At 61.3% G+C, this 19,612-nt stretch carries 14 protein-coding genes and 1 pseudogene; 7 read left to right on the plus strand and 8 right to left on the minus strand.

Features of this window, described 5'->3' with window-relative positions; genetic code table 11:
• Nucleotides 1-19: 19 nt before the first annotated feature.
• The 3 genes from lysA to AC6FTP_RS01695 are packed head-to-tail and all read right to left on the minus strand — an operon-like array spanning nucleotide 20 to nucleotide 3,969.
• The gene (gene lysA / locus AC6FTP_RS01685; protein ID WP_497205167.1) at nucleotides 20-1,312 is read right to left on the minus strand and encodes a diaminopimelate decarboxylase; all 1,293 of its coding nucleotides are present in this window, start codon (nucleotides 1,310-1,312) and stop codon (nucleotides 20-22) included.
• Nucleotides 1,313-1,369: 57 nt separating this feature from the next.
• Entirely contained in the window at nucleotides 1,370-3,262 is a 1,893-nt protein-coding gene (locus AC6FTP_RS01690) for a protein kinase domain-containing protein (RefSeq protein ID WP_497205168.1), read from the minus strand.
• Entirely contained in the window at nucleotides 3,259-3,969 is a 711-nt protein-coding gene (locus tag AC6FTP_RS01695) for an RNA polymerase sigma factor (RefSeq protein WP_497205169.1), read from the minus strand. The genes AC6FTP_RS01690 and AC6FTP_RS01695 overlap by 4 nt, the downstream gene beginning before the upstream one ends.
• A 98-nt stretch (nucleotides 3,970-4,067) precedes the next feature.
• Between AC6FTP_RS01695 and AC6FTP_RS01700 the strand changes: the two genes are divergently transcribed.
• Entirely contained in the window at nucleotides 4,068-7,718 is a 3,651-nt protein-coding gene (locus tag AC6FTP_RS01700) for a fibronectin type III domain-containing protein (RefSeq protein WP_497205170.1), read from the plus strand.
• Nucleotides 7,719-7,789: 71 nt separating this feature from the next.
• Nucleotides 7,790-10,522: a choice-of-anchor D domain-containing protein gene (locus tag AC6FTP_RS01705; RefSeq protein ID WP_497205171.1), complete on the plus strand. Its 2,733-nt coding sequence runs from the start codon at nucleotides 7,790-7,792 to the stop codon at nucleotides 10,520-10,522.
• A gap of 3 nt (nucleotides 10,523-10,525) precedes the next feature.
• On the opposite strand, the gene AC6FTP_RS01710 is transcribed toward AC6FTP_RS01705, so the two are convergent.
• Nucleotides 10,526-11,956, minus strand: a complete 1,431-nt coding sequence (locus AC6FTP_RS01710; RefSeq protein ID WP_497205172.1) for a DUF1501 domain-containing protein — start codon at nucleotides 11,954-11,956, stop codon at nucleotides 10,526-10,528.
• Nucleotides 11,957-12,046: 90 nt separating this feature from the next.
• Here AC6FTP_RS01710 and AC6FTP_RS01715 point away from each other — a divergent pair, with 90 nt between their 5' ends.
• Genes AC6FTP_RS01715 through AC6FTP_RS01730 form a run of 4 tightly spaced genes read left to right on the plus strand, consistent with a single transcriptional unit; the run spans nucleotide 12,047 to nucleotide 14,719 of the window.
• On the plus strand, nucleotides 12,047-13,087 hold the full coding sequence (locus AC6FTP_RS01715) for an aldo/keto reductase (protein WP_497205173.1): 1,041 nt from the start codon (nucleotides 12,047-12,049) through the stop codon (nucleotides 13,085-13,087).
• Between the two features lie 57 nt (nucleotides 13,088-13,144).
• Nucleotides 13,145-13,660, plus strand: coding sequence for a peroxiredoxin family protein (locus AC6FTP_RS01720; protein ID WP_497205174.1), 516 nt, complete (start codon nucleotides 13,145-13,147; stop codon nucleotides 13,658-13,660).
• A gap of 12 nt (nucleotides 13,661-13,672) precedes the next feature.
• Nucleotides 13,673-14,158 (plus strand): GNAT family N-acetyltransferase, encoded by a 486-nt coding sequence (locus tag AC6FTP_RS01725; RefSeq protein WP_497205175.1) that lies wholly within the window; start codon nucleotides 13,673-13,675, stop codon nucleotides 14,156-14,158.
• A gap of 42 nt (nucleotides 14,159-14,200) precedes the next feature.
• Nucleotides 14,201-14,719: a GNAT family N-acetyltransferase gene (locus AC6FTP_RS01730; protein WP_497205176.1), complete on the plus strand. Its 519-nt coding sequence runs from the start codon at nucleotides 14,201-14,203 to the stop codon at nucleotides 14,717-14,719.
• 3 nt (nucleotides 14,720-14,722) lie between these two features.
• Here the strand turns inward: AC6FTP_RS01730 and AC6FTP_RS01735 are convergent, their stop codons facing one another.
• Nucleotides 14,723-15,337 carry a redox-sensing transcriptional repressor Rex gene (locus AC6FTP_RS01735; protein ID WP_497205177.1) on the minus strand — a complete coding sequence of 205 codons (615 nt, stop codon included), beginning with the start codon at nucleotides 15,335-15,337 and terminating at the stop codon, nucleotides 14,723-14,725.
• A gap of 116 nt (nucleotides 15,338-15,453) precedes the next feature.
• Between AC6FTP_RS01735 and AC6FTP_RS01740 the strand changes: the two genes are divergently transcribed.
• Nucleotides 15,454-16,092 carry a 3-keto-disaccharide hydrolase gene (locus AC6FTP_RS01740; protein ID WP_497205178.1) on the plus strand — a complete coding sequence of 213 codons (639 nt, stop codon included), beginning with the start codon at nucleotides 15,454-15,456 and terminating at the stop codon, nucleotides 16,090-16,092.
• 271 nt (nucleotides 16,093-16,363) lie between these two features.
• On the opposite strand, the gene AC6FTP_RS01745 is transcribed toward AC6FTP_RS01740, so the two are convergent.
• The 3 genes and pseudogenes from AC6FTP_RS01745 to AC6FTP_RS01755 form a co-directional block, all read right to left on the minus strand.
• Nucleotides 16,364-16,555 carry a hypothetical protein gene (locus tag AC6FTP_RS01745; RefSeq protein ID WP_497205179.1) on the minus strand — a complete coding sequence of 64 codons (192 nt, stop codon included), beginning with the start codon at nucleotides 16,553-16,555 and terminating at the stop codon, nucleotides 16,364-16,366.
• Between the two features lie 283 nt (nucleotides 16,556-16,838).
• A complete protein-coding gene (locus AC6FTP_RS01750; RefSeq protein WP_497205190.1) occupies nucleotides 16,839-17,546 on the minus strand; it encodes a hypothetical protein in 708 nt (235 codons plus the stop codon).
• Nucleotides 17,547-17,549: 3 nt separating this feature from the next.
• Nucleotides 17,550-19,493, minus strand: a pseudogene (locus AC6FTP_RS01755) (YbhB/YbcL family Raf kinase inhibitor-like protein); the annotation flags it as partial.
• Nucleotides 19,494-19,612 lie beyond the last annotated feature (119 nt).

The raw sequence follows: 19,612 nt of genomic DNA on the forward strand, positions 1-19,612 counted from the left end.
TTTAGCGAAGTAAAACGATTCAAATCACATGCTCGCCCTTGAGCACGTCGTCCAGCGTCTGGCGCTCGCGCACGATGTGGGCGGCGTCGCCATCGACGAGGATCTCGGCGGGCATGGGGCGGGTGTTGTAGTTCGAGGCCATGGTGAAGCCGTAGGCTCCAGCGCTCATGGCGGCGATGTAGTCGCCCTCTTTGACGAGCGGGATCTCGCGGTTCTGGGCCAGATAGTCGCCCGTCTCGCAGATAGGGCCGACGACATCGACGACTTCGGTTTCAGCCGTGGTGGGCTGCTTCAGCGGCACGATCTGGTGCCAGCCTTCATACAGTGTCGGGCGGATGAGGTCATTCATGCCGGCATCGACGATCTTGAAGGTCTTTGCGCCACCGCGTTTCTCATACAGCACCTGAGTCAAAAGCACGCCCGCATTGCCGACCATGAAACGCCCGGGCTCGCAAAGGATGCGGAGGCCGAGCGGCTTCAGCAGCGGCACTACGGCGTCTGCGTAAACCTGGATCGTGAGTGGATGCAGCTCACCGTTGTCCTGCCACCAGTCGGCGCTGCCGGAGTCGAGCGACTGCCGGTAATTGATGCCGATACCTCCGCCGATGCTGAAGAATTGGAGGTCATACTTGGCCTTCATTTCTTCCACGAGCGGGGTCACTTTCTTCACGGCTTCCACATACGGGTCCACGCTGGTGAGCTGGGAGCCGATGTGCATTTGCAGGCCGCGGATTTCGAGGTGCGGCATCTCGCTGGCGATGCGCGCATACACCTCGCCGATGCGGTCGAAGTCGATGCCGAATTTGTTCTCGCTCTTGCCGGTGGTGATCTTGGCGTGCGTCTTCGCATCCACGTTTGGGTTCACGCGCACAGCCACGGGTGCTTTCTTGCCGATCTCGCCCGCCACTTGATTGATGTAGCGCAGCTCAGCTTCGGACTCGGCATTGATGCAATACACGCCCTGCTCCAGCGCATAGACAATCTCGTCACGGGTCTTGCCCACGCCTGCAAAGGTGCATTTGCCAGCCTGACCGCCCGCTTTGATCACACGGTAAAGCTCGCCCGCGGAGACAATATCAAAACCGCCGCCGAGCTTCGCGATGGTGCTGAGCACGGCGAGGTTCGAGTTTGCCTTCACTGCATAGCAGATCAGGTGATCCAGCTCGCCGAGCGCGGCGTCGAGACGTGTGAAGTGGCTCGTGATCGTGCCTTTGGAATAGACATAAAGAGGCGTGCCGTGTTTCTGCGCCAGGCCCTGGAGGCTGACGTTTTCACAGAAGAGCTGACCCTGAGAGTAATGGAAGCTATGCATACGAGGGCGCGCTAGATAGGCGGAAAGCCTGGGAGCGCAAGGCGCATAGCAGCTGCCTCATGGGGCAGGACCCTTCTTCGCCGTCCCCGTCTTCATCTCCAGATCGAGCACGATGCGGAAGCCGTAGTTGGGCTGGGCGCGGCCGGGGCGAGCACCGATGTGGAAGTCGGGACGAGCTTGGCGGGACTGGCCGGTGGCCCAGGAGCCGCCGCGCAGGCCGTAGAGGACGACGTTGCCATCGCCCACGCTGTCGGGCGCGGGGGTGTCAACCCATTCGGCGACGTTGCCAAAGAGGTCGTAAAGGCCGAGCGCGCTCGGCTTGAAGCTGCCGACGGGCGCGGTGCGGGGGAAGGGATCGCGACGCTCGAAACGCGGCGTGTCCGCTGGCCAGTTGCTGATTTCGGCGACTTCTATGCCGGCGAAGTTGGCCTGCGCGTTGGCGTCTTCGCGTTGCCAGATCGTAGTGTCGTAGTTGGCGATTTCGTTCCACTCGGCTTCGCGGGGCAGGCGATAGGCTTGCTGTGTGGTGAGACGGCCTTCCTGGCGCTCTTTCCACGTCAGCCAGGCACAAAACAAACGTGTTTCGACGAGGTCGATGCCGGTGACGGGATGATCCGGCGTCTGCGCAAAGCCTGGCGAGTCCCAGGTGGAGAGTTTTTCGTTTCGCTCGTCCTTGTCTTCGCGGCCAGTTTTGAAGCCGCGCATCTGTTTTCGCGGGTTTGCCAGTCCGATGCGCCAGTCGGGCAGCACGGCGTTTTCGGCTTCGCTGAAGGCGATGTAGTCGCGCAGCCGCGTCTCATACACGCTGATGAGCAGCTTGCGCTTCGGCAGCGGGACGAACTTCATGCCGAGGCTGTTCTCCCAGGGCTTTTCTTTGGCGGCGGAGGCGGGTTTGGCGAAAACGGGCTTCGCAGGCTCAAAGTGGCCTTTCATGGCAAACCAAGCGCCGAGGGCTCCGCCGAGCACGAGAACGATTAAAGCGGCGGCGAGGCCAAAAACGAGCTTCGAGCGCTTTTTGCGCGAAGCATGCGTGGCGGCGATTTTTCGCACACTGGCGGCCAAATTGGCCACGGAGGCGGTGCGGCGCTGTGGATCGTCGGCGAGGGCTTCGGCGAGGATGGCGTCGATGCGTTTGTCGATGTCGATACGTTGCGAGAGCGGCGTGTATTGGCCCATGGGCACCGCGCCGCAGAGCAGCTCGTAAAGCAGCACGCCTAGCGCATAGACATCGCTGCGTTGATCGGCCACGCCGGCCTGTCGGGTGACTTCGGGGGCGATGTAGTAGGGCGTGCCAAAGGTGTCGCGCGTTTGCGTGAAGCCATACCAGTGCGAATCGTCCACGAGCGTCTTCGCGAGGCCGAAGTCGGCGATCTTCACGGTGCCGTCGCTGCCGACGAGGATGTTCGCGGGCTTGATGTCGCGATGCACGATGCCGCGCTCGTGCGCATGGGTGATGCCGGTGCAGACTTTGTCGTAGATCTCAAAAGCCTTCGCGGGTTCCAATCGCTGCGCTTTGAGCAATCGGCGCAAATCGCAGCCGTCGATGAACTCGCTGACGAGGTAGTGTCGTCCATCGGTGGTCTCGCCCTGGTCCAAAACTCGCACGACATGCTCGTGGCTGAGCTGCGACATGGCGCTGACTTCGTTTTCAAAGCGGGCCGTGACCTCGGGATCGCGAGTCAAACGGCCCGCGACGACTTTGATGGCGACGGTTTGGCCATCGTGCAGGCGTTTCGCGCGATAGACCTCGCCCATGCCGCCGCCGCCGATGAGTTCGTGGACTTCGTAGCCGTCGATTTGCAATGCGACGGCTTCTTTTTCTGCCGCAGGCTCGTCGAGCAAGCCTAGCAGGCCGCTTTTCATGCTGCGAGCCACGCAGGAAGGGCACAGGCCGTTCACGAGGAGATTCTCCTCGTGGGCCGAGCCGCAACTGGGACAGGCGATGCTCATGCGACTTCCCCGAGGACGGAAAGCAGGTAGCGCAGCTCCGTTTCGACATCGCCGCCGCTTTCGAGCGTGGAGGCGACCTCGGAGCGCAGTTCATCGGCGAGGCGTTTCCTCGCGCGGTGCATTTCGATTTTCACATGGCCTTCGGTCATGCCAAGAGCAGCCCCGATCTCCGAGTAAGGTTTCAACAATTCGGGATTCGCGAGTCCCGTCTTCAGCGCATCGAAAAGCGGTGTGCGGCCGCGTTCCTCGAAATGCGCGGCCATGCGGTCCATGGAGCGACGCAGCACGGACCAGGCCCAGCGGCGGTCGAACCACGCGTCTGCCACATCCGGTGCGGCGGCCACGTCAAAGGATTCCATCTCATCCATCGACACGACGGCTTGCCCGCCGCCACGTTTTTGCCGCGCGGCATCGCGGCGGGCATTCGAGAGATGATTGCGCACCGCCTGCATCATGTAGCTGCGCAGTTTGCCACGCTCCGGCGCGACCTTGTGGAGATCGCCCTTCGTGATGAACTCCGACAAAAACTCCTGCGTGAAGTCCCGCGCCTCCTCCCGCTCGCAGCCCAGCGCCCGTAGGTAAGTGTAAATCGCCGGCCAGTAGGCCTTGCAGATGTCCTCCAGCGCCTCGCGAGACTCCGGCGCTTCCGTTTGAGCGGTGAGCACTTGGGTCCAGGCAGTGGCGGGAAAAGGAGCGCGGGAGGGCATGGTTTGAAGAAGTGAAAATAGGCAGTCGGAATCAAATGACGATCAATTTGTAACCCGCAATCTTCACCGGGGCTGCTTGCGATGAACTTCCTCCTCTCATGCATCCCACACGTCGCGTTCTTCTGCTTCTCGTCCTCGCTTTTCAGGCCTTCACGTTCACCTCCGCTCAAGAGGTGCCGCTGCATCCCTCGGTGGAAAATGGAAAGCGCATGGTGCGGTGGAACGTGGCGGCGGGGACGGTGCAGATCATGCGCAGCACGACGCTGGCTCCGGGATCTTGGGTTCCCGCACCGACGCCGAAACTGCTGGGCGGTGATTGGTGGGAAGTTGAGGCACCGACGGATGAAACGCGGGTGTTTTACAAAGCTGATCCGCCCGTGGTGCCGGCTTTGCCGCCGCAAAACATGCGCCTCGCGATGGATGGGAACTCTTTCCGGCTTGAGTGGGACTCGGCGCACGAGGCGGCGGGCTATGTGGTGTATGCGGGGCTCGATCCGAATGTGGGTCCAGCGAACTACGAGCGGCGTGTGGTGCTGGGGAATGCGAACTCGATGCTCATCGAGGGTCTCACGAATGGGCAGGCGTATTACATCACCATCGCGCACATCAATCCGGCGGGCACAGGACCGGTGGCAGTGGCAAGGCGGGCGGTGTTTGGCCCGAATGGCACGGCGAGCGGCACGATGCGGCGCACGACGCCGCAGCAGGCCGGGCGCGCATTTGAAGTCGAGGCGCAGGGTGCGAGCGTGATGCTGACGCCTGTCGCCGCAGGTCCGGGTGCCTTTGTGCCGCAGGGCACGAGTGATGAGCGTGGCGTGGTGAGCATCCCTCATGTGCCGGTGGGCGAGTATTATGTGGACTGGGCCTGGGGAGGGGAAAATGGACGGCGTGCGGGGACGATCACGGTGACGCCGAAGGGTACGACTTTTGGCACGATCAATGTCTCGCCGCCCGCCAGTGGCACTGCGTTGTTTGGCACGCTGCGCATGGCGGACGGCATGCTGCCAGCCGTGGATCATGAGGCTTTCAATCTGCGTCTGCGTGCCACCGTGACGGCCATCGCAACCGGCGGTGCGCAGGTGAGCATGACGCCGGACACGCATGGCCGCTGGCTGTTTCAGGGGCTGCCGCCATCCGCCTTTCCCGTCACGCTGCGAGCGACGCTGGCGGGCTTGTCCGTGGAGCAAATCGTGCCTTCTCCTCCGGCGCAACCGCAGCGCATCCCGCTCGTCTTTACGCAAAGGCCGCCGCGTGTGGTGAAGGTGCGCACGAAGCAGAATGGCCAGGAGGTGCAGTCCGTGCAGCGTAGCGTGCCGACCACGCTGGAGGCAGAGATCGAGAACCCGGACGGCGTGACAACCAACCCGCGCTGGACGGTGGAATACGGCGGCGAGACGCACGTGTTCAACACGCCGACTCCCACGATCTCCTTTGATCCGCCACCGGGCGGAACCACGCAGAGTCCCACGCCAACCGGCGAAACGACGAGCGATGGCGGCATCATCCGCATCCGCGTGAGTGCTGCTGATGTCTCGGAAGATGTATCGTTCGTTGATCGCTCGATCTCTTCCGGTCAGCCTACGCAGCCGGATGGTTATTCGGGCGAGTTGAGGGTTTGGGACCCGCTGACGCCGGATGTGAGTTCGGCTCTGTTTGGCAGCACGATCACGATCACACCCGCGAACGCCGCACCTCTGGTCAGAGTGTCACCCGGCCCCTACTTCGAGATGGATGTGAATGCCACGTCCTCTCCACCCTACCTCGTGCGCATCGAGAAAGAGGGCAACATGCGCTTCCTCTGGCCCTTCTCCACTCGCCTGCCGAATGAGCCGCGCTTCCATCTCTTGGGCATGCAAACGAGCACGCATCACCTGCACGCAACGCAGGATCTCGTCATCAGCTACGCGGGCAATGGGGCCAAGATCACGCTGCCACCGGGTTCACTGCTCGACTCCACCGGCTCGGTGCACACCGGTGATTTCACCGCTTCGCTCGTATCGCTCGATCCCGGCGTGCGGCATCCCTTTCCTCCTGGCGCGGAGGTTCACAAGCTCGTGCTCGGCACTATCCAGCGTACGGCGATGAAGTGGATGGGCTTCTTTTGGATCAGTCTCAAAGACCTCAACGGAGCACCGCTGACACCCACCGCTGGAGCCACGCTGACGGTGCCGGTGAACACCTCCCAGGGCACGCCAACGGCCTATGATCTGGCGGTGCAAAATGATGCCACAGGCTGGTTCAATGACGCAGGCACGGTCACCGAGGTGAATGGCCCCACAGCTGGCATTTACACCGCTCCTCTCACGCAGAACGGCCTGCACATCGTCTATCTCGGCGGTGAGCCAAACACCATCGAGATCGAGGCCGACCGCACGCTGAACTACCCCTTCGACGTGCTCGTGGGCGGCAGCTTTTTTCCGGTCACCGTGCGCGGGCTCAGCACGCACAGCCTCGGCAGCTTCACCCTGCCTGCGTCACAGACCGTGCGGCTGAAGGTGCTCGCGCTCAATCAAGCGCCCGGCATCTACGACTACTACCCGAGCATCAGCGCCATCTACAACTACGCCTCGTTCGATAAGAACGTGATCACGGAGAAGATCATCTCGCCAGCGGCATCCACCACCGATCCCACGGATGCGCCCGCGTTCAAGACCACGCTGAGCCTTGGCGATACCGTGACCGAGCTCGCCAGCCATGTCGGCGACATCAGCGGCAAGTCCTTCTTCCTCGACCGACAGAAGAGCACCAAGGCCGATTCGGATGCCTATTACGCGAAGATCAAAGCACCCGCCACGCTGCTGGAATGGCGGCGGCTGAATGGTTTCCCGGATGCCTTTGGCGATCCGATGCCGAACGTGCCCACCGAGCGCTACGCCACCACCTACTACTACAATCTCACCGACCTCGGCTTTGCCCGTGCGCAGACCATGCGCATGAGACCGGGGCTGAATGACGTGATGGATGTGGCCTTCCAGGTGACGAACTATCCGAGCCTGGAAGATGCGCGGCTCGGCAGCAGCGCCATTGCCACCGTGTGCATGGACTACGCCGCCCGCTTTGACGACGGTGAATCGAATCCGAAGCGCTACACCCGCTTTTATGTGTATGACGCCGCCGGATTCCTCATCGGGGGCGCGGATCTCGATGGCTCGGGCAAAAAGAAATTCGTGCCAAACTCTTGCACCATGTGCCACGGCGGCTCCGACTACACCGCCGGCGGCACCACGAACCTCGGCGCACGCTTCCTGCCCTTTGACCTGCACGCCTACTCGTATCACCCGAAATGGCTCAATCAGAACGTGGAGTTTGCCAAGATGAACGAGGCCGTGCTGCAAACCAAGACCACCTCCGCCATCGAGGACCTCATCACCGGCTGGTATGGCAATCCCTCGCCAAACGCCGCGCCTCTGGAGTGGTTCTTCAGTCACACGCCATCGGCACCGGGGCTGAGCTGGTCTGAAACACCGGATCAAGACAGCGCCTACCATAGCTTCTTCGTCACCTCATGCCGCGTCTGCCACGTCAGCCGCGAAAGTGGCAACGCTCAGTTCGACTCCTACAGCGCGATGGAAGGCTGGGGCTTCGGCGGCACCTCCACGCAGTCACTCGAAATGCCGCAAGCCCAGCGCACCTGGGGCATCTTCTGGGGCAGCCGAGGTCGCAACATCCTCGATCCCAACATGAACTTTGAAGCGCCCCAAAGCCTCTTCGACCGCGCCGGCATCGCGATTCCGTGGCTGGATCCATAGCTGCTGCTCTTTCTTTTGTAACCCACTCACCCCCAGCGGGGCTGCTTGCGATGAACCTCCTCGTTCCTCGCATGAAAAAAGTCTTCCTCGCCTTGCTTCTCATTGTCACTCAAGCCCTCGCTCAACTGCCACAAAACTGGTCGCCGAACTTCCCGGTGACGAACACGGTCGGCTCGATCAACAGTGTCGCGGAGACGGCGGATGCCTATTACGTCGGCGGATCGTTCACCAAGCTCGCAGGAGTGGCGGCGAGTGGCATTGCACGGGTGGACAAAACCACCGGCACCGTGACGCCGCTGGGCGCTGGGTTGACGGGTGGCACACCCATCGTCAATGCGGTGGCGGTGCTCGGCACTGATGTGTATATCGGCGGCACCTTCACAGCGGTGGATGGAGTGCCCGCCAGCCGTGTGGCGAAGTGGAATGGCAGCGCGTGGTCAGCGCTCGGGAGTGGTGCGAATGGCAGCGTGAACGCACTGGCCGTGCTGGGCTCGGAGCTGTTCATCGGCGGCACTTTTAGCTCCGTGGGCGGAGTGAGCTTGACGTCGAGATTGGCCAAATGGAACGGCAGTGCGTGGCTGGCTGCGGGAGCAGGTTTTAACAGCACCAGCGTTCCTACCGGCGGTCTGGCCGTGGTGGGCACCGAGCTTTTTGTGGGACGAGGCACCCAGGTGCAGAAGTGGGATGGCAGCGCGTGGAGCAATGTCGGCCCCACCACGGGCGGCATCGGCGGCATCGCCGTGCAGAACGCCAACAGCGTCTATATCGTCACCAACACAGATTGCCGTCACTGGAATGGCACGGCGTGGACCACGCTGAAGACCTTTGATGAAGTCGCCACGGAGATCGCCGTGGTCGGCAGTGACGTGTATGTGGGCGGGCAATTCACGAACTACCTCGAACGCTGGGATGGCAGCGCGTGGCAAACCGTGGGCACCACAGGCGTCACGAACTACCTGACAATGCTCGCAAGTGTCGGCGGCGCGATGTTTGCGAGCGGTGATTTCACCGTGACCGATGGCGTGACTACGCCCGGTCTTGCCCGCTGGAACGGCAGCGCGTGGTCGTCGATCTTTGAGGACCTCAACGGTGGCCTCAATGGCGAGGGCTATTCCATCGTCGAACTGAACGGCAAAATCTACGTCAGCGGTGGCTTCACCAGAGCCGGGAAAATCGCCGCCAATCATGTGGCCTGCTACGACAAAGCCACCAACACCTGGTCGGCACTGCCTGGCAGCCAAGGCGGCAGCCTCGTCGTTCACAACGGCGAACTTTATGCCTACTACTTCACGGACACGCCTGCTCCACCCTATCCGCTCACCGTTGCCAAATGGACCGGCACCGTATGGGCGACGGTCGGAAATCTGGAGGCTTCTCTGACAGGCAGGATGGAGAGCATCGGCGGCGTGCTTTACGCCTTCGGCGACATCTCGACAGCTAACGGCACGCCCATCAACTACATCGCCAAATGGAATGGCACGACTTGGAGCGATGCGGGCAATGGTTTGTCCCTCAATGCAGACTCCTTCGTGCAATCCATGTGCCAAGTGGGCAGCCAGCTCTACGTTTCGACCTTCAATGACATCAGTGTCTCAGCATTGCAGCACAGCGACATCCTGCAATGGAACGGCAGCGCCTGGGTCACGCACACCAGCAACATCAATCCCTTGGTAAACTGCATGACCGCCATGGGCACAGACCTCGTCATCGGCGGCTCCTTCGTCACCATCAACGGCGTGCCCTGCAACAACAACGTCGCCCGGTGGAACGGCACCTCCTGGAGCGCCCTCGGCACAGGCGTGAATGGAAGTGTCAACGTGCTCAGATACACGCATGAGCTGCTCTTTGCGGGCACACAGGTGGACAGCGAATTCCTCCGAGAGTGGAATGGCAGCACCTGGGAAGAGGTGGGCGGCGGCCCGAACTGGGACGTGTGGGACATGACCGTCCTCGGTGATGAGTTGTTCGTCGCCGGGAGCTTCACTCAGGCTGGCTGGGCCGACATCCCTGAAGGATTTAACTACGTGGCCCCCAGCTCCAGCTACATCGGCAGCTACCCGCTCACGCCCGAGATCGCCATCGAGCAACCGGTGAACACCAACCTCGTCGATGGCAGCGCGAGCATCGACTTCGGCAGCCTCGCCACCGGAGCCAGCACCTCGCTCACCTTCACCCTTCGCGGCACAGGAACGATTCCCTTGCTCAATCTCAGCATGACCAAGGACGGCACGAACAGCAGCGACTTCACCTTCACCGCCATCCCCTCCGTGCTTGAAGACAACACCAGCACCACCTTCACCGTCACCTTCACGCCCAGCGCCGCCGGTGCTCGCAGCGCCGCCATCCACATCGCCAGCAACGACGCGAACGAAAGCCCCTTCGACATCACGCTCACCGGCGCCGCCACTGCCGGCCTCAGCGTCATCGAATCCTGGCGGCAGACCTGGTTTGGCATCACCACCAACACTGGCGACGCCGCCGATGAAGCCGACTCCGATCACGATGGCTTCAGCAACGCAATGGAATTCGCGCTCGGCATGAATCCCACGCTCGCCACCACACCCTCATTCCAAACCCAAGTCACCGGCGGCAACATCGAGTTCACCTACAATCGCAGCAACGCCTCCGTGCTCGCAGGCAAGACCTTCCACGTCCCCTGGACCGAAACGCTGAACAATCTCGACTGGAGCGAGACCGGTAGCACCGAGCAAATCCTCACCGACAACGGCACCACGCAAACCGTGAAGGCCACGATTCCCGCAGGCACGAGCGGCCGCCGTTTCGTGCGGCTGGAGGTGTGGTGAAGTTCACACGATCTCTCGGATCACTTCCCCAAAGTCGATCTCCAGGCGTTTGCGGCCGGGATACTCCATGCGGTGGGAGTCGATGCCGAGCTGGCGGAGCAGGGTGGCGTGGATGTCCGTGACGTAGTGCGGATGCTCCACGGCATGGAAGCCGAGGTCGTCCGTGCTGCCGTGGGCGATGCCGCCTTTGATGCCGCCGCCGGCCATCCAGACGCTGAAGCCATACGGATGATGATCCCGCCCATCCGTGCCCTGTGAGCCAGGCGTGCGGCCAAACTCGGTGGCAAAGACGACGATGGTTTCTTCAAACAAGCCGCGCTGTTTGAGATCGGCGATGAGGCCGGCGATGGGCTTGTCCACCTGGGTGGCGAGCTTGCTGTGGTTCTCACGCAGCTTCGAGTGGCTGTCCCACGCGCCAGCAGCGCCATCGCCATGCATGATCTGGATGAAGCGCACGCCGCGCTCCACGAATCGACGCGCCGCGAGGAGCTGCTCACCGAAAGGTTTCGTCACCGCGTGGTCGAGGCCGTACATTTTCTTCGTGGCTTCGCTCTCGCGGTCGAAGTTCACTACGTCGGGCACATCTTTCTGCATGTGATAGGCCAGCTCGTAGGACTTGATCCGCGCCGCCAGCGCCGGGTCATCAGGGTAACGAAGCGCACTGAGGCGGTTGAGTTTTCCCGCCAAGGTGAAGCGTGCTGCCTGCTCAGCCTCGGTCATCGCGATCTCGGGCCGGGCGTAGGCCAGCGGGTTCTTCGGGTCGATCTTGAGATTCACCGCATCGTAGGCCGGACCGAGATAGTGACCGTCTTTGAGATCAAAGAAGCGGGGGCCGATGTTGATGAACTGCGGCAGGTTGTCATTGAGCGATCCGAGCCCGTAAGTCACCCACGCGCCGATGGTGGGGTGACGCCCATCAAGCATGTGCTTGCCGGAGTGGAACTGCACCTGCGCGCCGTGATTGTCATCCGTGGTCCACATGCTGCGGATGATGGCGAGGTCATCCACCGAGTCGCGCAGGTGCGGGAACCAGTCGCTCACCTCGATGCCGCTTTGCCCGCCTTTGCGGAAGCCGATCTGAAGCGGGTAGATCTTGTTCCGCTGCTGTCCGTTCGCGTCATTCACTACGACCACACGCACCTTCTTCCGCCGTTCGGGATCGAGCACGTCTTTGTAAGGCGTCTCCGCGATGCTTTTGCCCGCATATTTGTTCAGCAGCGGCTTCGGATCGAAGCTCTCCATGTGACTCACGCCGCCTCGCATGAAGAGCCAGATCACATTCTTCGCCCGTGGCTGGAAGTGCGGCTTCCCATCCGGAAACTCCGGCAGAGTGACTGCACCAGCCTCACGCTGGAGCAGCGATTGCAAAGCCACCCCCGCAAAGCCCAGCCCGACATCGGACAGGAAAGCGCGGCGCTGGAGAGGGTGAGGCATGAGACACTTACGCTGCGAGGTGCGAATGATTTTCGAGCTAGCGCAAAGCTTCTCTCTTGGCTCGCGCCGTATGCCCTCTATTTTCAGGACATGAAACGCAATCGCATCGGCCGCACTGGCATCGTCGTCACCGACATCTGCATGGGAACCATGACCTTCGGCCTTCAGGCCGATGAGAAGACCTCCTTTGCCATCATGGACCGCGCCATCGATGCCGGGATCGACTTCTTTGACACGGCGGAGATGTATCCCGTGCCGCCGAGTGCAGAGCTGTTTGGCGTGACGGAGCAGATCGTCGGCAAATGGCTCAAAGGTCGCACGCGGGGCGAGATCATCATCGCCAGCAAAGTCACCGGTCCCGGCCATGGCTGGTTCCGTCCGCCCATTCGCGGTGGCTTCACCGCGCTGGATCGTCGGCAGATCTTCCAAGCCTGTGAGGACAGCCTGCGCCGCCTCCAGACCGATTACATCGACCTTTACCAGACCCACTGGCCGGATCACGGCATGGAGCAGGCGGAGACGCTCGGCGCGCTGACCGACCTCATCGACCAGGGCAAAATCCGTGCCTGGGGCAGCAGCAATGAAACCAGTTGGGGCGTCATGAAAAACCTCTGGGAAGCCGAGAAGCACGGCCTCGCCCGCATGGCCTCTGTGCAGAACAATTTCTCCCTGATCAACCGCCGCTGCGAAAACGAGCTGGCCCAGGTTTGCCGGAAGGAAAGTGTGAGCCTGCTGCCCTACTCGCCCCTCGGCGGTGGCGTGCTCTGCGGCAAATACAACGGCGGCGCTTTGCCGAAAGGCGCGCGCTTCACTGACTACATCCAGAACGGCGGCCCGCGTCAGAAGCGTATGGCCGCGCGCTTTGTGAATGAACGCAGTCTCGAAACCACGGCACGTCTCCAAATCATCGCCGCCGACCTCGGGGTGAGCGTCACCGCGCTCGCACTGGCCTGGAGCAAGCAGCACGACTTCGTCGCCTCCACCATCGTCGGAGCCACCACCGTCGCCCAGCTTGAAGAAAGCCTGGAAGCCGCTGACCTCGTGCTCAGCCCCGAGACACTGGCCCGCATCGACGAGATCGACGCCGAGATCCCAAACCCGATGACCGAAGATGGCTTGAGAAGACTCTAAGTGGAATAAAGCCGTCGAGGAACGCTCACACGGAGGCTGTTTCAGCCCACATCTTCCATGAAGATACTCCTCCTCTCCCTGCTGCTCATCTCATCTGCTACCTTCGCTGCCAACCCGGAGGACTTCACCGTGAAGTCCGCCACTGGCTCGGAAAGCTTCACGCTGAAAGAGGCGAAGGGAAAATATGTGGCCGTGCATTTCCTCCTGAAAACCGAGTGCCCCGTCTGCCTGCGCCACACGCGTGACCACTTCGCCAAAGCCGCGACTTTGCCAAACGTCGTGCAGCTCTTCCTCAAACCCGACACGGATCAAGAGATCGAAGCCTGGGCCACCAAGCTGCCTGCGGAGGAGCTGACAAAGCACCCGATCTACCGCGATGCGAACGCGAAGCTGGCCAAGGCCTTCGACATCCCGGATGGCTACGCTTTCCACGGCCAAGTCGTGCATTACCCCGCCACCATCCTGCTCGGACCCGATGGCAAAGAAGTCTTCCGCTACGTCGGCAAGAACAACGGCGACCGTCTCAGCTTCGAAAAGCTCGCCGAGAAAGTAGCGGAGCTCTCGAAGCCGTGACATGGCTGCGCTGTGAAGCCCGTCATCACCACCCGTCCCGCCGTCGAATCCGACGCGCCTCTCCTGCTCCAGCTCATCGGCGAGCTGGCCGAGTATGAAAAGCTCACCCACGAAGTCGTGGCAACTGCGGACAGCCTGTGCGCGACGCTCTTTGGCCCGAATCGCAGTGCCGAGGCGCTCATCGGCTGTGTGGATGGCGTACCCGCAGGCATGGCGATCTTTTTTCAGAACTACTCCACCTTCCTCGCGCGGCCCGGCATTCATCTCGAAGACCTCTACGTCCAGCCCGCGCATCGCGGCTGCGGTTTGGGCAAAGCCCTCATCACCGCCGTCGCCAAACTTGCCGTCGAGCGCGGCTGCGGTCGCTACGAATGGACCGTACTCGACTGGAATCAGCCCGCCATCAACTTCTACCACAGCCTCGGCGCCGAGATGAAAAGCGACTGGCGCATCATGCGCGTCACCGGTGAAGCTTTGGGGAAAATGGCAGGTTTATAAAGCCGCTTCCAATAGCTGCCGGAAATCGCTAGCCTTTACGCCATGACCTGGATCGACTGCACCCGCGAGCACCTGGACACCATCCGTGCCATCTTCAATGACGCCATCGTGAACTCGACGGCGCTGTACGACTATGTGCCGCGTTCGCCTGAGGTGATGGAGGTCTGGTTTGAGGCCAAACAAAAAGGCGGCCTGCCCATCCTCGGCGTGCTGAGTGATGAGGGTGAGCTGATGGGTTTCGGCAGCTACGGGCCGTTTCGACCTCATGCCGCCTACAAATACAGCGTGGAGCATTCGACCTATGTCGATGCGCGCTTCCGTGGGCGTGGGCTGGGGAAAGAGATCCTCCAGCGGCTGATCGAGCGCGCGCAGCAACAGGACTACCACATGATGATCGGCGTCATTGATGCGCAGAATGCCACCAGCATCGCCCTGCATGAAAAGCTCGGCTTTACCTCCTGCGGGCACATCCGCGAGGCAGGCTACAAGTTTGGCCGCTGGCTGGATCTGGCGCTCTATCAGCTCGTGCTGAGCACGCCCGAGCAGCCGCGCGAAGTCTGAAGATCAGCGGATGAAGTAGCTCAGGTTTTCCAGCTCCACGGCCAGATCCACGCTGTTCACCACCACGTTTTCCGGCACATCAAGCACGGTGGGGGAGAAGTTCAGGATGGCTTGGATGCCCGCCTCGACGATCTGATTCGTCACCAACTGAGCACTGCTGGCAGGCACGGTCAGGATGGCCATCTTGACCTGCCGATCCTTGATGAACTTGGCCATTTCGCTCAGATGCAGGATGGGGATGCTCAGCCCGATCTGCGCTCGTGGAGCAATGTCGAAGGCCGCTGCCACCTCGAAACCCTCTTTTTTGAAGCCGCCGTAGCGCAGCAATGCTGAGCCCAGGTTCCCCACGCCCACGAGGATGACTGGCTGGAGATGATTTTGCCCCAGCACCTCGGCGATCGTCGCGCTCAGGACATCCACATTATAGCCGAGTCCACGCGTGCCGAACTGGCCGAAATAAGTCAGGTCCTTGCGCAGTTGCGTGGACTTCACGCCCGCAGCCTTGGCCAGAGCCTCGGACGAGACGGTATCGACGTCATTCTCTCTCAACCTGCTCAGGCAGCGCTGGTAGATGGACAGCCGGTAGATGGATTTGCGGGGGATGTCTATGCGAGCCACTTGTGAAAATTCACCCGCTGGCACGATTTGTCAATGCAACCGTTAGGCGTCACCCCTAACTCTCGGCTTGCCTTCCCTCGTGTGATTCTCTCCAGCATCGCGTTATGCTTTGCCCCATGAAACTTACCACCCTCCTCGCCCTGGTTTCCACCCTCACCTTCGCTGCCGACCATCCCGACACCACCGGATGGAAAGACCTCTTCGCCCCCGATCTCTCGAACACCGTCGCCCCCGGCGGCTGGGGCTTTGCGAATGGGGAGCTCGTCGCCAAAGATCACGACACGCTCTGGACGAAGGACTCGTATGGCGACTTCATCCTCGATCTCGAATTCAAAGTCGCCAAGGAATCGAATAGCGGGGTCTTCCTCCGCTCCGGCGACATCAAGAATGTGCTCTCTGCCCTGGAAATCCAGGTCCACGACAGTGCCGACGGCAGCAAATACGGCATGGTCGCCGCGATCTATGACGCCATGCCTCCGAGCAAGAGTGCGGCGAAGCCCGTGGGCGAATGGAACCGCTACACCATCACCTGCAAAGGCCCACAGGTGACTGTCCTCTTCAACGGCGAGACCGTCATCGACGCCAACCTCGACAACTGGCCCGAAGTCGGCAAGAACCCCGACGGCACGCCGAACAAATTCAAGAAAGCCCTCAAAGACTTCGCCCGCAGCGGTCCCATCGGTCTTCAAGGTCTCCATGGCGCGGCGCAGGCCCCCGTCTGGTATCGCCATCTGAAGATCAAAGTGCTGGAATAGAGATGATCCATGCTCTGGCCGCCGCCGCGCGCATCTGGCTGAGTCATCGGATGAACGAACCAGCCTAGTGGTTCAATCCAACAGAGCTGATGGGTAAAGGCGTTTGAGTTTGATCCGAGCGTCTTTGGTGGTCTAGCGCCAGTCAGTTCCGTGGTGTTGCTCATTGCGTTGGCCTGCCCAGGCGAGCAGATCGCGCTCGGCTTCCTCCTGGGCAGCATTGCGGCGGTCAAGATACTGGCGTTGGGCCAGCCGATCTCAATTTCGGCCATGTTCAGCCAGCTTCCTTGCTTGGGCGTAAAATGCCATTCGATACGCTTCTTGACCGCAGTGCCTGGCCCGGCTCGAACACCTCGTAGAGCGATGCGGACGTGTGGGTGTTGAGCTGTTTGCAAAACTCGTCCAAACACACCAGCGGGCGCTTTGGGTCGCGTGGACGAGCATAGACTTCCAGCACGTCTTCCATGGCGCATACAAAGGACGCGCTTTGCTTCGGCGGCAGGCACCATTGTTCGATGCGCCGGGGTTTTAACTCGTTTTTTAGCGTCCTGCCCTGCCGCGCGACTTCTTGCGATGCGTCGAACAGCCATGCACCGCGATTTGCAGTCGTGCTCGGCCAGCACACAGCGTGTGCGCTCCACCGAGGGCACCGAGACTCCCACGGCACGGGCGATGTCTCGGTCCTTCATACCGCCCTCCGAGTGGTTCTCATCGGCGCACAGCACGGGTATCGTCGCAAATGACCGGCTTTACCTCACCGGCACTCCCGTCACATCTAGATCCGGCTTCGTGTTCCATCGCGGGGTCCAGCCGGACTTTTCGACCTTGGTGCGGAAGATGACGGTGTTGTCGAGGGCGATGTCGTCGGTCCAGATGAACTTGGCACCTTCGAAGTCGTTCTCGAAGTAGGGTTGTTTGGGATCGACTTCTTCGATGGTGTATTCTTTGGCGTTCTTCCAGGTGCTGTCATCGAAGTCCACTGCCCACCAGTTCTCGGGGAGAGGCTCTTGTTTGACCTGTGGATTGGTAGTGTCGCCGTTGATGGGGCCGTGGAAGAAGTTTTTGGCCTTCCAGCTCGCGTTGGTGACGGTGCCATCGGCGAACTTCAGGCAGAAACCGCCGTCGCCGATGCTGGTGCCGTATTCCATGCCGGTCTTGGGATCGGCGTTGTCCTTCGCGAGCACGGCGATGGTCATGGGATACTCGGGGAGGAAATCGACGCTGACGACATTGTGCGGCGTGAACTGGATCGGATCCACGGCGACGAGACGGCCGTTCACGTAGAGCATGAACCAGTTATCGGCATAGACGTTGAGTTTGATCGTGTCGGCGATGCTTGGTTTGATGAGTCCGGGCGGCCCCTTGGGTTTGGTTGTAGCGCTGGGTGTCTGCGGTCGGACTTGTCCGACGGGTCTGACCTGTCCGACAGCACCACCGCTACTATGAACGACACGCAGCGATGAACTCGCCAGCACCTTGTCTTTCATTGCCGCGAGGAGTTCTTCGCGTCCTGGAGAGTCTGCGACCTTCAGAGGCTCTGAAAGGGCATACATCGTGATCACATAGGTCTTCGCGCCTGGGCCTTTTGAGTGCGGCGGTTCGTAGCCGACCTCTCCTTTGAAGCCGGTGCCGAGTTTGCCGATGCGCTGCGAATCCTTCGGCAGGCTCGCGGCATTCGCGGGGATGTCGTAGAGGGTCCAATACCACTTTTTGTCACCGTCAGGCGTCACATGATCCATGATCAACGCGTAGCTCTTCGTCGCGGCGGGTGCGCCTGACCATTCCAAAGGCGGACTGATGCCATCGCCATCACCTGTGAACTCCACTGGCAGCTTCTGGAGATCTTCAACGACAGAACTGCTAAGCATGAACTTGCCATCGCTGCTGCGGGGTTGATCTGGCAGCGCGACAAAGGCCTCCTGCTTGCCACCGCGACCGCCGCCTTCGCCTTTCTTCATCTGTTCGCGTGCCGGAGGTTCATCGCCACGAGACCGGGGTGCGTCACCGGCAGGTGCATTGCCTGCGAGTTCGTCGAGTTCCGGCGTATCGAGTTTGCCGTCGTGATTGTGATCGAAGGTGTTGAACTGCTCTTTCGCCTTTGCCATCGCCTCGGCGAGCGATGTCCCGTTCCTCGTGGCGTTCGTCTTCGCGTTGTCGGCGAACTCCTGCGCGGTGACAACGCCGTCGCCATTCACATCAAGAATACCCTGCACAGCAGCCTGCGGACGTGGCGGACGACTGCCTTCGCCCTCGGGACGCGGCGGAGGCTCATCACCTGGGCGCATCTCGCCCTCACGACCGCCTTTGCCCTGTCCCTTGCCTTTACCTTTGACCTTCATGCCTTCGGGTCCGCCAGGACCTTCACGCGGAGGACCACCGCCACCACCACGGCGTGCGGTGTAAACTTCATTCGATTTGCCCTCGCTGCCGTTATCGAACTCAAAGGGAAACGTGCCGTCGGCTTTGATCGAGTAGCTGATGCTGCGTTTGTCGCCATTCACTTCATAGCTGAGTTTGTAGCTGTCCTTACCGGTGCTCTCAAAGCCGGTGATCTCCGCACCGCGTAGCGCAGTGAGCGCCTCGCGCACGCCTTGGGCTCGCGGTTGCGGATCGACCTGCTCTCCCGCCTCCACGACTTCGCCATGGAAGCCGCCGATAACATACGGATACTTCATCGACGCATGGTAATGATATCCGTTGGGCGATTCGTGACCGTGGCACTCGTCGAGATTTGCCACGGGCGAGCCATCAGGCTCCGTGAGGCCGTAAATGGGATAGCCATCCAGCGCATAAGCCACCGGCATGCCTTTCCCGGCCTGCGCCTGCAAATGCAGAGGCGCGATGTGGTAGTGGTAATCATCCGCGCGTCCGCAATGCCCGCCCCACTCGTCCAACTCGCCGATCTCGTAGCTGATCTCACCGCGATTGTTCTGCGGGTTGAAGATCGGGATGCCATTCACGGCCAAAGCGATCGCGCCGCGCAAGAATCGGCCTTTGATCATGGCGGGTTCCTTCGCAGGCACCGGCTTCAGCGGGATGCGCCAGGCATTGTCATCGAAATACGGCTGCGGCAGCGGCACCTGCTGCTGCCACGCGGTGATGCCGACCATCATGTTGTGATCCGGCAGGCCATTCGAGCCGACATAGAGAAACTCGCCGTCCGCACGCAGGTCGAGCTTCGTGAAGGGCAGAAAGGCCTTCGAGGTCTGTGGCGCATTCGCCGCGTTCGCGGCTGCTGCTGCGGCGAGTTGAACGACAGAGGCCGTGGAGGCCACTTCCGTCATGCCACGCTCGCGTTTCCACTCCTCCAAAATGTGCGCCCGCAGCGCCTCGCGGTCGGTGGTGGCCAGATCATGCGCGGCGAGGCTCGTCGCGAACAGCAGGAGGACAGGGAGCGTTTTCATAGCACCACCTACTAACTCGCGGCGCGTCAAAACGGCTTCAGCGATTCTCGGGAGATTTGTCAGGATTGCGTCAAGGAGGGTGAGGCAGCGCTTTAGCCTGCCGGATCAAGGGACGTTCA

The sequence above is a fragment of the Prosthecobacter sp. genome (assembly GCF_044378005.1).
Taxonomy (GTDB): Bacteria; Verrucomicrobiota; Verrucomicrobiia; order Verrucomicrobiales; family Verrucomicrobiaceae; genus Prosthecobacter.

Excerpts from the sequence above, each read along its gene's own strand:
- lysA (WP_497205167.1), bottom strand. The coding sequence starts at position 1,312 with ATGCATAGCTTCCATTACTCTCAGGGTCAGCTCTTCTGTGAAAACGTC.
- AC6FTP_RS01690 (WP_497205168.1), bottom strand. The coding sequence starts at position 3,262 with ATGAGCATCGCCTGTCCCAGTTGCGGCTCGGCCCACGAGGAGAATCTC.
- AC6FTP_RS01695 (WP_497205169.1), bottom strand. The coding sequence starts at position 3,969 with ATGCCCTCCCGCGCTCCTTTTCCCGCCACTGCCTGGACCCAAGTGCTC.
- AC6FTP_RS01700 (WP_497205170.1), top strand. The coding sequence starts at position 4,068 with ATGCATCCCACACGTCGCGTTCTTCTGCTTCTCGTCCTCGCTTTTCAG.
- AC6FTP_RS01705 (WP_497205171.1), top strand. The coding sequence starts at position 7,790 with ATGAAAAAAGTCTTCCTCGCCTTGCTTCTCATTGTCACTCAAGCCCTC.
- AC6FTP_RS01710 (WP_497205172.1), bottom strand. The coding sequence starts at position 11,956 with ATGCCTCACCCTCTCCAGCGCCGCGCTTTCCTGTCCGATGTCGGGCTG.
- AC6FTP_RS01715 (WP_497205173.1), top strand. The coding sequence starts at position 12,047 with ATGAAACGCAATCGCATCGGCCGCACTGGCATCGTCGTCACCGACATC.
- AC6FTP_RS01720 (WP_497205174.1), top strand. The coding sequence starts at position 13,145 with ATGAAGATACTCCTCCTCTCCCTGCTGCTCATCTCATCTGCTACCTTC.
- AC6FTP_RS01730 (WP_497205176.1), top strand. The coding sequence starts at position 14,201 with ATGACCTGGATCGACTGCACCCGCGAGCACCTGGACACCATCCGTGCC.
- AC6FTP_RS01740 (WP_497205178.1), top strand. The coding sequence starts at position 15,454 with ATGAAACTTACCACCCTCCTCGCCCTGGTTTCCACCCTCACCTTCGCT.
- AC6FTP_RS01745 (WP_497205179.1), bottom strand. The coding sequence starts at position 16,555 with ATGGAAGACGTGCTGGAAGTCTATGCTCGTCCACGCGACCCAAAGCGC.